Source organism: Actinoplanes sp. NPDC048988 (assembly GCF_043197815.1).
GTDB lineage: Bacteria > Actinomycetota > Actinomycetes > Mycobacteriales > Micromonosporaceae > Actinoplanes.
This window is the reverse complement of sequence record NZ_JBICTW010000001.1, coordinates 1,253,626-1,268,952: the sequence shown is the minus strand read 5'-3', so window position 1 is coordinate 1,268,952 and position 15,327 is coordinate 1,253,626. Positions and strand designations below refer to the sequence as shown.

General features: G+C 71.3%; 11 protein-coding genes and 2 pseudogenes. 8 read left to right on the top strand and 5 right to left on the bottom strand.

The genetic code is table 11. The features are described 5' to 3' along the window. Positions 1-140: 140 nt before the first annotated feature. Positions 141-1,013 (bottom strand): annotated as a pseudogene (locus ACGFJ7_RS05705) (DUF5667 domain-containing protein); the annotation flags it as partial. A gap of 169 nt (positions 1,014-1,182) precedes the next feature. Continuing rightward, on the bottom strand, positions 1,183-2,052 hold the full coding sequence (locus ACGFJ7_RS05700) for an ECF subfamily RNA polymerase sigma factor, BldN family (RefSeq protein WP_392641307.1): 870 nt from the start codon (positions 2,050-2,052) through the stop codon (positions 1,183-1,185). A 493-nt stretch (positions 2,053-2,545) separates the two neighbouring features. Here ACGFJ7_RS05700 and ACGFJ7_RS05695 point away from each other — a divergent pair, with 493 nt between their 5' ends. The 8 genes from ACGFJ7_RS05695 (at position 2,546) to hemB (ending at position 10,606) form a co-directional block, all read left to right on the top strand. Further along, a complete protein-coding gene (locus tag ACGFJ7_RS05695; RefSeq protein ID WP_392641049.1) occupies positions 2,546-3,994 on the top strand; it encodes a class I adenylate-forming enzyme family protein in 1,449 nt (482 codons plus the stop codon). Next, positions 3,991-4,239, top strand: a complete 249-nt coding sequence (locus tag ACGFJ7_RS05690) for a glutaredoxin family protein (RefSeq protein WP_392641047.1) — start codon at positions 3,991-3,993, stop codon at positions 4,237-4,239. Before ACGFJ7_RS05695 ends, ACGFJ7_RS05690 begins: the two co-directional genes overlap by 4 nt. A 10-nt stretch (positions 4,240-4,249) precedes the next feature. Further along, positions 4,250-4,894, top strand: a complete 645-nt coding sequence (locus ACGFJ7_RS05685; protein WP_360246853.1) for an HAD hydrolase-like protein — start codon at positions 4,250-4,252, stop codon at positions 4,892-4,894. 171 nt (positions 4,895-5,065) lie between these two features. Further along, a complete protein-coding gene (locus ACGFJ7_RS05680; protein WP_392641045.1) occupies positions 5,066-5,818 on the top strand; it encodes a redox-sensing transcriptional repressor Rex in 753 nt (250 codons plus the stop codon). Next, positions 5,815-7,104, top strand: a complete 1,290-nt coding sequence (locus ACGFJ7_RS05675) for a glutamyl-tRNA reductase (RefSeq protein WP_360246849.1) — start codon at positions 5,815-5,817, stop codon at positions 7,102-7,104. The genes ACGFJ7_RS05680 and ACGFJ7_RS05675 overlap by 4 nt, the downstream gene beginning before the upstream one ends. Continuing rightward, on the top strand, positions 7,101-8,030 hold the full coding sequence (gene hemC / locus ACGFJ7_RS05670) for a hydroxymethylbilane synthase (RefSeq protein ID WP_360246847.1): 930 nt from the start codon (positions 7,101-7,103) through the stop codon (positions 8,028-8,030). The genes ACGFJ7_RS05675 and hemC overlap by 4 nt, the downstream gene beginning before the upstream one ends. Continuing rightward, the gene (locus ACGFJ7_RS05665; protein ID WP_360246845.1) at positions 8,027-9,613 is read left to right on the top strand and encodes a uroporphyrinogen-III synthase; all 1,587 of its coding nucleotides are present in this window, start codon (positions 8,027-8,029) and stop codon (positions 9,611-9,613) included. Before hemC ends, ACGFJ7_RS05665 begins: the two co-directional genes overlap by 4 nt. A gap of 9 nt (positions 9,614-9,622) precedes the next feature. Then, positions 9,623-10,606 carry a porphobilinogen synthase gene (gene hemB, locus ACGFJ7_RS05660; RefSeq protein WP_360246843.1) on the top strand — a complete coding sequence of 328 codons (984 nt, stop codon included), beginning with the start codon at positions 9,623-9,625 and terminating at the stop codon, positions 10,604-10,606. On the opposite strand, the pseudogene ACGFJ7_RS05655 reads toward hemB, so the two are convergent. From ACGFJ7_RS05655 to ACGFJ7_RS05645, 3 genes and pseudogenes are all read right to left on the bottom strand, one after another. Then, positions 10,603-12,831 (bottom strand): annotated as a pseudogene (locus ACGFJ7_RS05655) (endonuclease); the annotation flags it as partial. The gene hemB and the pseudogene ACGFJ7_RS05655 overlap by 4 nt on opposite strands. Positions 12,832-12,960: 129 nt before the next feature. After that, positions 12,961-13,980, bottom strand: coding sequence for a GNAT family N-acetyltransferase (locus ACGFJ7_RS05650; RefSeq protein WP_360246841.1), 1,020 nt, complete (start codon positions 13,978-13,980; stop codon positions 12,961-12,963). Positions 13,981-14,068: 88 nt separating this feature from the next. Then, positions 14,069-14,674 (bottom strand): lytic transglycosylase domain-containing protein, encoded by a 606-nt coding sequence (locus ACGFJ7_RS05645; protein WP_392641042.1) that lies wholly within the window; start codon positions 14,672-14,674, stop codon positions 14,069-14,071. Positions 14,675-15,327: the final 653 nt, after the last annotated feature.

Below are 15,327 nucleotides of genomic sequence, written 5' to 3'. Positions count from 1 at the left end.
TTGACCCGGCCCGTACCGGCCGTCGTCCCCGGGGTCGGATCGGTCACGCGCGGCGTGGCCTTGGCGCCCTTGCTCGGCTTGGCCGTCGCCTTGCCGCTCGGTTCGGCGGACGGGCGCGACGAGGTCGCCGGCGGCACGTCCTCGTCATCGGCGCAGCCCTTGAGCTTCGGGCCGAGCGTGTCCGAGCCGTTCGAGGTCACCGGCGAGCACTTGAGACCGGCCCGCAGGTCGCTCGAGCGCTTGCTGACCGACTCCAGCAGCGTCAGCGAGCTCGTCGCCCGCTCCCGGTTGTCCGGGCCGAGCTGGTCGAGCTTGGGTACCAGCAGGCCGCGCTGCCGGTCGACGAAACCGTCGATGGTGGTCAACGGCTTGGCGTCGCGGTTGGCGACGGCCGCCGTGGTGAGCTGCTTGACGCCCTTGCGGGTGTCGGCGTCCATGTCGTCCAGGACGCCGGCGAACCCGGTGTCGCCGCCCTTCATCGCGGCCGCCTCGGCGAGCCGGTTGCGGGCGAAGTCCAGGGACAGCTGACCCCGGCTGACGTCCGAGCCGGCCATGGCCAGCTGGGCGCGTTCGGTCGAGCGCTTGACCCCGTACAGGGCGTCGCCCGGTGATGCGTTTTCGCTTGCCGCGGAGATTCCGGAGACCGCCAGCGCGCCGGCGGCCACGCCGATCACGATCGCGCCGCGTGCCCGGATACGGCCGGCGTGACCCATGAAGCCGGCCCGGGCCGTCGACGCCTGCCTGGCGGCGGGCTCTTTCTCGACGGCGGTGGCGGTACGGCCGATGCCGTCCCGCTCGGCGGTGGCCACCAGCATGGAGCGCAGACCGGTGCGGAACTCGGAGTCCACCCGGACCCCGGGCCGTGCACCGGAAAGGCTGTTGCCGATGGCGACCAGCTCGGCGAGCTGCTCATCGGCCTGGCCGCGGCTGTGGTGCCGGCGGCCGCCGGTGTTCTCGTCGAGAAGCTCCGCGAAGCGCTCGGCGCTCCGCCGATCCAGAAAGTCGAAATTCACCGCGGGCACCTCCCCTCGCTCGTGAGTGTCTCGTCGGCGGCGTCGCCGACGGTCGCGACGAAATCGGGGGCCTCCAGGGCCGCCCGGGGTCGCACTCGGACAAACGCGCGACACGCGTCCCCGGTTACGGGGGCGAGCGCCCGGCATCGGGTAATGGAGGTGGCCCCCGTCACGCCTGGAACCCTTCCGGCAGGAGGCGGGCCAGCGCTCGTACGGCCCGGTATTGCAGGGCTTTGATGGCGCCCTCGTTCTTGCCCATGGTCTGCGCGGTCTCGGCCACCGAGAAGCCCTGCAGGAAGCGGAGCACGATGCACTCCTGCTGCTCCGGGTTGAGCTGCTTGACCGCGGTGAGCAGGGCGACGTTGGTGATGTGGTCGACCACCGCCGACTCCGGGCTGCCCTCGGGGCCGCGGTCCTCGCGGTCGGCGTCGAGCACGTCGCCGGTGGTGACCTCGAGCCGGTAGCGGCCCGACTTGAAGTGGTCGGCGACCAGGTTGCGGGCGATGGTGACGAGCCAGGCCCCCAGGTCGCGGCCCTGCCAGGTGAAGCTGCCGATGCGCTTGAGCGCGCGCAGGAAGGTGTCCGAGGTGAGGTCCTCGGCGAGTTGCCGGTTGCCGACCCGGAAGTAGACGAACCGGAAGACGGTGTCGACGTATCGGTCGTAGATCAGGCCGAACGCCTCGGCCTCGCCGGCCTGGGCACGCTCCACCAGCGCCCAGACCTCGGCCGCGGCGTCGCCCGGGTCGGGGCGGGCCGGGTACTTCGGCTGCTGCGACGGCTCGGTCGGCGGGCTGGTGGTGCTCTGCGCCGGCACCACGACGGTCTGCTCGCCGGAGGCGGTCTCGGGCAGCTGGCTGCGCTGACCGGCCGTGGGCTGCGGCGGCGGCATGCCGGGCCGGCCCGGCACGGCCACGCGTCCGCCGCCGGCCATCGGCTTCGCGTTGCCGGTCGGGGGGATCCGGTGCCCGGGCGATTCGTTGACGTGCGGGCGGTTGCGGGTCCGCTTGGGGCCGTCGCCGCGGATCGTGTTGACGACCAGGTCGTCGAACGCGCCGACCGAGCGGCGGAGGACGGTCAAACCGTCGGCCAATGCGAGGCGGGCCGCGAACAGGTCGCGGTGGTACGGGTCCCCGGCGTAGACATGGCTCACTGCGCCTCCTTCACCCGGCGGGGCTGCTGCTTCGACTGCTGCTGATCCGTCCCGCCAGACGTGGATACGCAGCATGGGCGTGCATTTTGTGGCACAGCGGCCTCCTCGGGATGAGGGGTGATCACTCATAGCAAAAGGGGTGGGGTGGCCTAAAACATCAGACCGACCTCACCCAGGGCTGTGGAGTCCGTTACACAGACGCGAAGTATCACGGACACCGAACACACGGAGTCGCACACCGTGTGCGCTGCGCAAAAATAGTACGAAGTGGCGCAGACAAGACACAAGGAACGTCTGCCACCATGGCCGACAGGGCTCGGCGCGCGACGGACAACCTGTGCGGCATCCACTTCCGTGGTGCTTTGTGCGAGACTTCTGCCTCGTGGACGAAGCAGCCCGCGACCCGGTCGCCCGGGCCGCCGCGAGCAGGCCCGACGGTCTTGCCCTGATCACCGACGACACCGCGTTGACCTGGTCGGACGTCCACGAACGGGTGGACGCGACCGCGCGCTCCATCGCCGCCGCGACGGCGCCGGGCGACCGGGTCGCGATAGTGCTGGGCAACTCGATCGAGTTCGTGACGACGTATCACGGCGTGCTGCGGGCGGGGCGGGTGGCGGTGCCGCTCAATCCGGCCTACACGGCCGACGAGCGGGATTACGCGTTACGGGACTCGGGGGCCGCGCTCGTGATCGCGAGTGCCGGGGGCCCGCGCGAGCCGGTACGGACGGAGACCCCGCCCGACCTCGCCGTCCTCCTCTACACCTCGGGGACGAGCGGGCGGCCGAAGGGCGCGATGCTGACCCACGCCGCGCTGGCCGCCAACCACGATCAGCTGGGCGCGATCGAGCCGGCGGTCGTCGGGCCGGACGACGTGGTGCTGCTCGCCGTGCCGCTGTTCCACGCGTACGGTCTGAACACCGGCCTGGGCTCGGTCGTGCACCACGCCGCGACCGGTGTGCTGGTCGACCGGTTCGACCCCGGGGCGTCGCTCGAGGTCATCGCCTTGCGGGCGGTGACGGTCGTGGTGGGCGTGCCCGGCATGTACGCGGCGTGGTCGCAGCAGCCCGGGGCCGGCATCGCGATGCGCTCCGTGCGGACGGCCGTCTGCGGCGCCGCCCCGCTGTCGCCGGACGACGGGGCCCGGTTCGCCGCCGCCACCGGTAAGAGCGTCCTGGTCGGCTACGGGCTGACCGAGACCGCCCCGGTGCTCACCACCACGGCCGTCAGCGACCGCGGCAAGCCCGGTTCGATCGGCCGGCCCCTGCCCGGCGTCTCCCTGCTGCTGCGCTCGGCGGCCGGCCAGGTGCTGTGGCGTGACGGCACGCCGTCGCCCGACGAGGACCTGGCCGAGCTCGACCTGTCCGTCGAGGACTCGGCCGGCACCGACCCCGGCGAGATCGTCGTCCGCGGGGCCAACCTCTTCTCCGGATACTGGCCGGACGGGCGCGGCGGCCCCGGCCCCGACGGCTGGTGGGCGACCGGCGACGTGGCCTACGCGGACGCCGACGGCGACCTCCACCTGGTCGACCGCGTCGACGATCTGATCCTGGTGCGGGGCTTCAACGTCTATCCGGCCGAGATCGAGCGGGTGCTCGACACCCATCCCGGCGTGGTCGAGGCGGCAGTGGTCGGCGTGCCCGACCCGGAGACCGGGGAGCGGCCCCACGCGTACGTGGTGACCGCTCTCGATCCGCCGCCGACCCCGGCCGAGCTGCAGGTCTTCTGTGCCGGGCAGCTCGCCCGGTTCAAGGTGCCGTCGATCGAGCTGGTGCGTGAGCTTCCCCACTCGGCGACCGGCAAGGTACGCAAGAGGGAGTTGTCATCGTGAGCCGCGTGACCCTGATCAGCCGGAACGGCTGCCACCTGTGCGAGGTCGCCGAGACCACGCTCGACCGGATCATCCCTGGTCAGTGGAGCCGGGTCGACGTCGAGTCGTCGATCGAGCTGGAACGCGACTACGGCGACCGGGTCCCGGTGGTGCTGCTCGACGGGGCCGAGCACGGCTACTGGAAGGTCGAGGAGGCCCGGTTGCTGCGGGATTTGGCCAGGCCGGCGGGTCAGCCGCGCCTGTAGGTTGTTCGCCGTGACGCGCAAGCACCTGGTCTGGGACTGGAACGGCACCCTGCTCGACGACCTCCACCTGGTGGTCTCCTCGACGAACACGGCCTTCGCCGCGGTCGGTGGCCGGGCGGTCGGCGCCGACGAGCACCGTTCCCGGTTCCGGCGCCCGGTGGCCGAGTTCTACGCCGAGATCCTCGAGCGCGCGGTCGACCAGGAGGAGTTCCAGGAGCTCGACCGGATCTTCCACGACGCGTACCGGCTCGGCCTGACGAACATGACGCTCGCGGCCGACGCCTCGGAGGCGCTCAAGTCGTGGCCGGGCACCCAGTCGCTGCTGTCCATGTGGTTCCACAAGGAGCTGGTGCCGGCGATCGAGACGTACGGGCTGACCGGCGTCTTCACCCGCGTGGACGGCCTGCGCACCGAGATCGGCGGGCACCTCAAGGCCGGCCACCTCGCCCAGCATCTGGCCGAGCTGGGCCTGGCCGGATCGGACGTGGTGCTCATCGGCGACTCGCTGGACGACGCGGCGGCGGCCGAGTCGGTCGGCGGCGTTTCGGTGCTCTATACGGGGGGATTCACCGACCCCGTCCGCTTGCGGGCGTCCGGTCGCCCGGTGGCTGACACTTTGGTCGAGGCTGTCGAGATCGCCCGGACGCTGGCATAATCGAATAGCACCCAGATGGATCTTTGTCCAGCCATCCGATCAAGATCGCGATTTGTGCACGCCTTCACAAGCGCCTACTCTTTGACTTCGAAGAGCCCCGCTAGCACAGCCGGTTCAACCAGGCGTTCGTGGGTTCCCCGCAGGTTCGCAACCTCGTCGGCACGGAGTCAGATGAGTCAGCAGCGTCACGGAAGCACGCCCGGCCCCGTCCGTGGCGACGGTGCCGTCCATGCCTTCCCGGATCTGCCGGAGGCGACTATCGCGCGCCTTCCCGAGTACCTTCGGGCCCTGCACAACCTGGGTGAGGCCGGCGCGGACACCGTCTCCAGCGAGGGGCTGGCCGCGGCCGCGGGGGTGAACTCCGCCAAGCTTCGTAAAGACCTCTCCCACCTCGGCTCGTACGGCACGCGCGGCGTCGGTTACGACGTCAGCCTGCTCATCGAGCAGATCGAGTACGTGCTCGGTCTCGACCAGCGCCGCGCGGTCTGCCTGGTCGGCCTCGGCAACCTCGGTCACGCGCTGGCCGGCTACGACGGCTTCGCCAGCCGCGGCTTCAAGATCGTCGCGCTCTTCGACGCCGACGAGTCCAAGGTCGGCGAGCGCATCCACGGCCTCGCCGTGCGGCACATCTCCGACCTCGGCCGGGTCGCGGTCGAGGAAAAGATCGCCATCGGCGTGATCGCCACCCCGCCCGGCGCCGCCCAGGCCGTGGCCGACGTGCTGGTCGACGCGGGCGTCACCAGCATCCTCAACTTCGCACCCTGCGTTCTCTCGGTGCCGTCGAACGTCGACGTCCGCAAGGTCGACCTCGCCATCGAACTGCAGATTCTCTCATTCCACGAACACCGCAAGGCATCGCTGACCGCGTTGCCGGGCGGCCGGTCCGCCGCGACGGCGGGCAATCAGGAGGCGGTCGGGTCGTGAATCTCCTCAGCGTCGGTGCGTCCTATCGCACCGCCGATGTCGCCACGCTGGAACGCCTCGCCATCCCCGACTCATCGGTGCCCGACCTGCTGCAGAAGCTCGTCGCCCAGCCGTACGTCGGTGAGGCGGTCGTCCTGTCCACCTGCAACCGAGTGGAGATCTACGCGGCGGTCACCACGTTCCACGGTGGCCTCGGCGACATCTGCAACGTGCTCTCCGAGGTCTCCGGCATCCCGGCGACCGAACTCGCCGGGCATCTCTACGTGCACTACGACGAGGCCGCGGTCCAGCACTCGTTCAAGGTCTCGGCCGGTCTCGACTCGATGGTCGTGGGCGAGTCGCAGATCCTCGGGCAGCTGCGCGACGCGTACCACGTGGCCACCGAGACCGACTCGGCCGGCCGGCTGCTCCACGAGCTGATGCAGCAGGCGCTGCGGGTCGGCAAGCGGGCGCACGCCGAGACCGGCATCGACCGGGCCGGCCAGAGCGTCGTCACCGCCGCCCTCGAGGTCGCCGAGAGCCATCTCGGCCCGCTCGCGGGCAAGAAGGCTCTGGTCATCGGGGCCGGCGCGATGGGAGCGCTCTCGGTCGCCACGCTGACCCGGGCCGGCGTCGGCCCGCTGCGGATCACCAACCGCAGCGCCGCCCGCGCCGACCGGCTCGCCGAGGCGTACGGCGCCACGGCCGTGCCCTACGAGGAGCTGGACGCCGCGCTGCGCGAGGCCGAGCTGGTGATCACGGCCACCGCCGCCACCGACCCGGTGCTGACCCGGGCCCGGCTCGAGGCGGCGGCGCCGCTGGTCGTGCTCGACCTGGCCGTGCCGCGTGACGTCGCGCCGGACGCGTACGACGTGCCGGGCGTGACCATCATCGACATCGACAGCCTGGCCGCGTCCCGCCGCTCGGCCCCCGCGGCCGCGGAGACGGCAGCGGTCGAGCAGATCGTCACGAGCGAGGTTGATCACTTTCTCGGCTGGCTGCGCGGGGCCGAGATCGCCCCGACGGTGGCCGCTCTGCGCACCCGGGCCGAGGACGTGGTCAGCGCCGAGCTGCGCAAACTGTGGGGAAAGCGCCCGGACTTCAGCGAGGAGCAACGGGGCGACATTTCCCGTACGCTGCACCGGGTTGTTCAGCAGCTGCTGCACTCACCGACCGTGCGGGTGCGCCAGCTGGCCGCCGAACCCGGCGGTGACCAGTACGCGGCCCTGCTGCGCGAGCTGTTCGACCTGGACGTGCCGCACGCCACGCCGGCCAACGCGGTGCCTGAGATCGGAGGGAAAGCGTGAGTACCCCGCTGCGCCTCGGTACGCGAGGCAGCGCGCTGGCGCTCGCTCAGTCGCAACAGACCGCGGACGCGCTGACCGCGGCCACCGGCCGTCCGGTCGAGCTTGTGCGCATCGTCACTTCGGGTGACCGCTCGTCGGCCCCGGTGGCCCAGCTCGGCGTGGGTGTCTTCGTCTCCGCGCTGCGCGACGCGCTGCTCGCGCGGGAGATCGATTTCGCCGTGCACTCGTACAAGGACCTGCCCACCGGCCAGCACGCGGGACTGCACATCGCGGCCGTGCCGCCGCGCCAGGATCCGCGCGACGTGTTGATCACTAAGGGCAACCGTACCCTGGCCGAGCTCCCGCCGGGCGCGGTCGTCGGAACCGGCGCGGTGCGCCGAATCGCGCAACTGCATGCTTTGGGCCTAGAGTTGCAGGTCACGCCGATCCGCGGGAATGTCGACAGCCGGATTGCCCGGGTGCACGGACCCGAGGCCGACCTGGACGCCGTCGTCCTCGCTCGGGCCGGCGTGGCGCGTCTCGGCCGCACGGCTGAGATCAGCGAAACGCTCGACCCGATGCTCATGCTGCCGGCCCCCGCCCAGGGCGCGCTGGCCGTGGAGTGCCGGGCCGACGACGCCGACCTGGTCGAGCTGCTGGCCGCGCTCGACCACGCACCGTCCCGCGCCGCCGTCGTGGCGGAGCGGGCGATGCTGGCCACGCTCGAGGCCGGGTGCTCGGCCCCGGTCGCGGCACATGCCGAGCTCGCCGAGGGCGAGAACGGCGACGAGATTTACCTGCGCGGTGCGGTGATCAGCCCGGATGGGGTTCGAGCCATCCGGCTGTCGCGCACCGGAACGCCCGCCGACGCGGCGGAGATCGGCAAGGCGCTCGCCGCCGATCTCCTCGAGAACGGCGCCGATACCCTGATGGGGAGCACAGAATGACCACCCGCACCGCCCGCAAGCCAGCCGGACGCATCGCGTTCGTCGGCGCCGGACCCGGCGACCCCGAGCTGCTGACCCGTCGCGCCCACGCGGCGCTCACCGACGCTGACCAGGTGGTCTACGACCGAGGCGTTCCCGAGTCGCTGCTGACCGCGATCCGCGCCGAGGCCAAGCCGGACACCCAGTTCAGCCCCGCCGAGGGCGCGCCCGGCGACGTCGCCAAGGTGCTGCTCTCCGCCGCGAAGTCCGGCCTGTCGGCCGTGCACCTCGTGGCCGGTGACCCGTTCGGCCACGAGTCAGTGGTCAAGGAGGTGCAGGCGGTCGCCCGCACCGCTGTGCACTTCGAGGTCGTGCCGGGCCTGGGCCAGGCCGAAGGCGTCGCCACGTACGCCGGTGTCCCGCTGCCCGGCGTCCGCGTCACCGCCGACGTCGGCGACGTCACCACCCTCGACTTCGACGCGCTGGCCGCGGCCGCCCTCAAGGGCTCGTTCGCGGTGGCCGTCGACGCCGGCGACCTCGCGGCCATCCGCGACGGCCTGCTCGCCTCGGGCGTCGAGCCGGGCACCACTGTCGCGGTGACCGGCGACGGCACCGGCGAGACCCAGTACACGACGACGTCCACGGTCGACAGCTTCGTCGCCGCGGCGCTCGGCTTCACCGGCCGGGTCGTGCTCACGGTCGGCGGCGACGTCGCCGAGCGCGACGCGATGAGCTGGTGGGAGAACCGCCCGCTGTACGGCTGGAAGGTCCTGGTACCGCGGACCAAGGAGCAGGCGGGCGCGATGAGCGCGCGGCTGCGGGCCTACGGCGCCATCCCGTGCGAGGTGCCGACCATCGCGGTCGAGCCGCCGCGTACCCCGGCCCAGATGGAACGCGCGGTCAAGGGCCTGGTCGACGGCCGGTACGCCTGGGTCGTCTTCACCTCGGTCAACGCGGTCCGCGCGGTCTGGGAGAAGTTCGACGAGCACGGTCTCGACGCCCGCCACTTCGGCGGCGTGAAGATCGCCTGCATCGGCGAGGCCACGGCCGAGGCGGTACGCGCCTTCGGCATCCAGCCCGAGCTGGTGCCCGCGGGCGACCAGTCCAGTGAGGGCCTGCTGGCCGAGTTCTCGCCGCACGACGAGATCCTCGACCCGGTCGGCCGGGTGCTGCTGCCGCGCGCCGACATCGCCACCGAGACGCTGGCCGCCGGCCTGATCGAGCGGGGCTGGGAGGTGGACGACGTGACCGCCTACCGGACGGTCCGGGCCGCGCCGCCGCCGGCCGAGATCCGCGACGCCATCAAGTCGGGTGGCTTCGACGCGGTGCTGTTCACCTCGTCCTCCACCGTCCGCAACCTGGTCGGCATCGCCGGCAAGCCGCACGCCCGCACGGTCGTCGCGGTGATCGGCCCGAAGACCGCCGAGACGGCCACCGAGTTCGGCCTGCGCGTCGATGTCCAGCCCCAGCACGCGTCGGTGCCGGACCTGGTCGAGGCGCTCGCGTCGTACGCGGTGGAGCTGCGCGAGAAGCTGGCCGCGATGCCGGCCAAGCAGCGCCGCGGCTCGAAGGTCCAGGGACCCACAGCCCTTCGCTTCCGCTAAGGATTGTTCATGTCCTACCCCGAGGTTCGTCCCCGCCGCCTGCGCCGGTCGCCGGCCATGCGGCGGCTCGTGGAAGAGGTTCGGCTCTCGCCGGCCGAGCTGGTCCTGCCCCTCTTTCTGAAAGAGGGGCTGACCGAGCCACGGGAGATCAGCTCGCTGCCCGGCGTCATGCAGCATTCGCGCGAGTCGCTGCGCAAGGCCGCCCATGAGGCGGTCGCGGCCGGCGTCGGCGGCCTGATGCTGTTCGGCGTACCGACCAACGAGCACAAGGACGAGACCGGCTCGGCCGGCCTCGACCCCGACGGCATCCTCAACGTCGGCATCCGCGACCTGATCGCCGAGGTCGGCGACTCCACGGTCGTGATGGGCGACCTGTGCCTGGACGAGTTCACCTCGCACGGGCACTGCGGGGTCCTGGCCGCCGACGGCTCGGTCGACAACGACGCCACGCTGCCGCTCTACGCCCAGATGGCCGTGGCGCAGGCTGACGCCGGCGTCCACATGGTGGGGCCGTCGGGCATGATGGACGGCCAGATCGGCGTCATCCGGAAGGCCCTCGACGAGGCGAACTACCAGGACGTCTCGATCCTGGCCTACTCGGCGAAGTACGCGGGCGCCTTCTACGGCCCGTTCCGCGAGGCCGTGGAGTCGACCCTGCAGGGCGACCGCCGGCAGTACCAGCAGGACCCGCCGAACCTGCGCGAGGCCCTGCGCGAGGTCGACCTCGACATCGCCGAGGGCGCCGACATCGTCATGGTCAAGCCGGGCCTGCCCTACCTCGACGTGATCGCGGCGATCCGCGAACGGGTCACCGTCCCCGTCGCGGCCTACCAGGTCTCCGGCGAGTACGCGATGGTCGAGGCGGCCGCCCGCAACGGCTGGATCGACCGGGACCGGGTGATCCTCGAGTCGCTGACCTCGCTCAAGCGGGCCGGCGCGCAGATCACCCTCACCTACTGGGCGACCGAAGTGGCGCAGAAGCTCCGCTACTAGTCGTCATTCACGATCGTCCCGGCGCCGCTTCCGTCGATCAGGCGGACGGCGTCGAGGGCGACGATCTCCAGCGTGAGCGTTTCGTCGGTCTCGCGCAGCCGGTCACCGCGCACCTGCACCGGGAAGTCGACGGTGACCGCGCCGGCCGGGATCATCCGGCAACCCAGGTACGGGTCGAAGTCGGCCAGCGGCAACGTCGTCGTGCCCGGCACGGTCGTGGCGCACACCGTGATCCCCCGGCTCAGCGGCCGGGTCAGCGTCACCGGGAAGACCAGCGCCACCTTGCCCGCGTCGCCCTCGGTCACGCGGGCATCGCCGACGCTGACGCCGGCGCGGGCCTGGAAACGGGCCACCTGCGGGTCGTGGTCGCTGGTGCCGTCGGAGAAGTCGGCGTTGATGTGCGCCGCCCGCATCTCGATCAGGTCGCGGTGGAAGCCGTCGTTGACGAACAGGTGGTCGAGCGTCTGGGCCTGGCCCTCGAAGACGTACGAGTAGGCGGCCGCGGGCGCGTCGGCGACCAGGTCGTCCCACAGGTTGTGCAGGCCGGCGCCGTAGAGCGGGCCGAGCTGGTCGCCCGGGTCGGCCGGTACCGGATCGTCGGGTCGCGGGAAGACGTTCAGGTCGCCGCCGAGGATGACGCGGGCGTGCGGGTCGGCCGCCTCGATGGCGTCGACGATCGCCGCCCCGTACGCGGCCTGCTCCCGCCGTTGCCCCACCCGGGTGGCCGGGCCGGACGAGAAGTGGTTGCTGATCGCCCACAGCGTGCCGCCCGGGGCGGCCGTCACCTCGAAGAGCGCGACCTGCGGGGCGCGGGTGTAGACGTTGGCGCCGTCGACGCCGGTCGACACGTCGACGTCGGCCGGGAGCACGGCGTTCAGCGTCTTCGGGTTCGACACCTCGGCGTTGCTCGGCAGGGGAGCGCCACGGTAGGTGACCTGCGGGATGAGGCCGAGAACGGGGTCGGTCGGCCGGGCCGGCGCGAGCCGCAGACGATCCGTACGGAAGAGGAAACCGGCGACGATGCCGCGGGCGTCGGCTCCGCTCCGGTCGAACGCCGCGTCGTACCGCGGGCCGATCTTCAAAGCCAGCTCCTGCAACGTGTCCGGCTTGCCGTCGGCCGCGTCGCACGTGAGCGTGCCCCCGGCGACCCGGCAGATGTCCTGGTCCTCGGCCTCCTGCACGAGCAGCAGGTCGGGGCTGTGCAGGTCGTTCCGGATCTGGCCGGCGATCCGGGCCAGCCGGGTGTCGTAGGCGGCCTGGCTCGCGGGCACGTAGTCGAACGGCGGCCGCACGCCCGGGCAGCCGGTGTTGCCGGCGAAGTCGCAGCCGTCGGTGGGGTCGTCGCGGAAGTCGTAGAGGTTCTCCAGGTTGAATGTGGCAATGGCCAGGTTGGGGCCGCCGCGTGCGGGCGGGTGGTTCCCCGCCGGGTCCGGGCCACTGTCGTACGCGATGGCGCCGACCTGGATGCCGTACTTGCCGAACGCGTAGTAGACCCCGCCGACCGCGTCGTCCCGGACGCGATCGAACGTGCGGGCGGCGGGCAGCACGACTCCGCTGTCGCCGGCGGCGGCCTTCACGCCCATCGGGCCCAGCAGGATCCGGTTCGGGTTGCCGTTGTCCACTGTGCCCGGAAGGTCATCCAGCGGGTGGGCGTCGCGGAAGACCCTTCGGCTGTACGGGTCGTCGCGCTTCAGAAGAGGATCGTCGCGGTCGATGAGCCACGTCTCGGCGTCGTCCGTGGACGCGTACGTCTTGGTGTTGGAGACGGCGGCGGAACCCTTGCGCACCCGGAGCTGGGCGCCCTCGTAGCGCTCCCAGACGATCGGCGGAACCGCGTCGTCGATCTGAATCTCGGTGGCCACATCGAGGCCGGTGGCGAGGGTGGTGACCCATTCGGCGCCGGTCAGCTCGGTGAAGTCGAAGTACTCGGCGACGCGGGCGTTGACCACGATCTCGTCGCCGACCTTGGGCGCGTAGCCGCCGATGAGTGTCGTGAAGGAACCCATGTAGACGAAGACGCCGTCGGAGCTGGCCGGGTCGCCGTCGGTGTCGGTCTTGCGGCTCTGCAGGAAGAAGCCGCGCTGGTCGACACCGGCGTCGGTGTGCGAGAGCGCAAGCTGGGCGACGACGCCGCGCACCTGGTATTTGCCGCTGCTGGAGCCGTTGCCGCCGGCCGGCGCGTACGGGGACCTCGCGGCGGCGCCCTGAACGGCGCCGACCGTGAGTGGTGTGTTTTCGGCCGCGTACGCCACGGCCGGAACACCGAGGGCGAGGAGCGGCGCCAGGAGGAGCGGGTAGAACCGGTGACGTCCTCCACTGCCGACCATAAGCCGACACTAGAGGAGAGGTCGAACCTAGTCGATGGGTTCGAGGCTCTGTACGAGTTGTGACACGTCGGCCCCGTACTCAAACCAGTCCCGATCGGGCAGATAGCCCAGCTCGGCGTTGACCTTGAGCATGGATTCGTTGTGCTGCGCGTTCCAGGTCTGCACCTCGCGCAGTCCGGGCTCGGCCCGGCGCAACTCGAACAGCATGCGCGCCTTGATCGCCCGGTCGATGCCGTACCCGCGATGATCGCGCACGACGATCGTGTCGTACTGGTCGGCACGTTCCGGATGTTGCGCCGGGACGACAACTTCGGTGAGCCCGGCGACGACCCCGGTGGACTCGTGGATGGCCAGCACGATGTACGGCTTCAGGCCGCGTTTGTGCAGCGTCTCGAGGGAGTCGCGCAACCGTTGCGGGTCGGAGGAGCGGGGCGCGAGGTCGAGATCTTCGTCGTCGTCCTGCGCTTCGAGTTTGGCTTGCGCGTACGCCTCGAGCAGATGATCCGGCGGTCCGCCCGGGTGATACTCGACCCGGTAGCCGCCGCCGATGGCGGTGGCCATGGCGTCGAGGGCCGGCCAGTCCACCCCGGACAGGGTGAGCACGCTGCGGGTTTCGACATATTCGCGTTCGAAGCCGAGCGCCTCGTAGAAGGCGATGGCGGGCGTCCCGCCGATGGCTTCGACCCCGATGGTGGAGAAGCCCTCCAGGTAGGCACGGCGCGCGGCGACGGCCACGAGTTGCCGCCCGAGCCCCCGGCGCCGCAGCCGCGGATGCACCATGATCTCGAGCACGCCGATGTCGCCCAGCAGCAGCATGCTGACGTGCGCGAAGATCTCGCTCTCGCCCTCGGGTAACCGGTCGTCCTCGGCCACCCAGCTGATCCGCCGCTCACCGGGCATGGTCTCGGCAAGATAGTCACGAACCTGAACGTCCTGCCACGGCGGGTCGTCGGGAAGGTCGGTGGCCAGCACCGCGTTCACCGTCTCGACGAGCGACCGGATCTCCCCCGCCGAAGCGGTCCGGGGATCCCACTCACGCACCCTCACCCGTACAGCTTGCCGGTAACGGTGCCTTCTGGGAAGGTCTGAGACCGTAAATGTGTAGGTATCGTCACCGTGCGTGCAAGTTTGGGCCTCAACCGCGGCTACGCCGCCCATAATCGTTCGCCGCCTCGAACACCTTCTGCGCATACGGCCGCACGGCGTTGTACGAGAAAATCGCATCCCACCAGGCATCGGCCCGGCTCAGGTCCCGCCCACCCTGGCACAGGTAGGTACCAGCGGTCAGTGACGCATCGTCGATGTCATTGGGATCGGCCACACCATTGTTGTCGGCGTCCACCTTGTACTGGTTCCAGGTCGCCGGAATGAACTGCAGAGGCCCGACGGCCCGGTCGTAGGTGGTGTCCTTGTCGAGAGCACCCCGATCCGAGTCTGGGATGAGCTGCCGCCCACCCTTCCCGTCGAGCGGCAACCCGAAGATCCCCGGCGTGACGACCCCATCGGCCCCCAGCAGCGACCGGTTGGCGCTGCCGTGATCCGACTCGACCTTCGCGATGGCGGCGATCGTGGTCCAGCTCAGGTGGCAGTTAGGCGTGGTCCGGGCCAGAACCAGTTCGGTGTACGCATAGGCCTGCACCGCCACAACGGGAATGCCGACCTTGGTACCGACCTGCCCCGCCCACCCGGACAGCGCGTCGGCCGGCCGCCCACCGGTCTGAGCGGGCTGCGTAGGCGCCACGGTCGCACCCGTCGGACCGAGCGTGGGCAGACCTGTCGTCCCCGCACCCGGCACCCCGGCCCTTGGCACCCCGCCTCCGGGCGCCCCGGCCCCCGGTACCCCGCCTCCGGGCACCCCGGTCGACCCCGCGCCCGGCACCCCGGTCGCCCCACCCGCCGGCACCCCACCGGGCGCCCCGGCCGGCGCGCTGCCCACCGGCAGCCCACCCGCCGACTGGGCGGCCCCACCACCGGCCTCCAGCGGGAACGCGGGGGTCGCGCTGGGGTTGGGGGCTGCCTTGAGCGCTTCGGGAACCAGATAGGCCCCGGCGGTACCCGCCGCCCCCAACAGCAGAACGGCCACAACCGCCGGCACGACAAGCCGCCCACTGGGCCGCTTGGCCCAGGCGGCCGTGCTCCGCCCAGCCCGCCCCACCAGCCGAACCGGAGCCGCCTGCCGAAGCCCACCACCCCGTTTGACTGCGCCACTTCCCGGGTTGGCTGCTTTCCCCAGCTCGGCTGCTTCGCCTGACTTGGCTGCTTCACCCAGCTTGGCGTCCGCGCCCGGCTTAGCTTCTTCGCCTGGCTTGGCTGTGTCGCCTGGCTTGGCTGTGTCGCCTGGCTTGGCTGTGTCGCCTGGCTTGGCTGTGTCGCCTGGCTTGGCTGTGTCGCCTG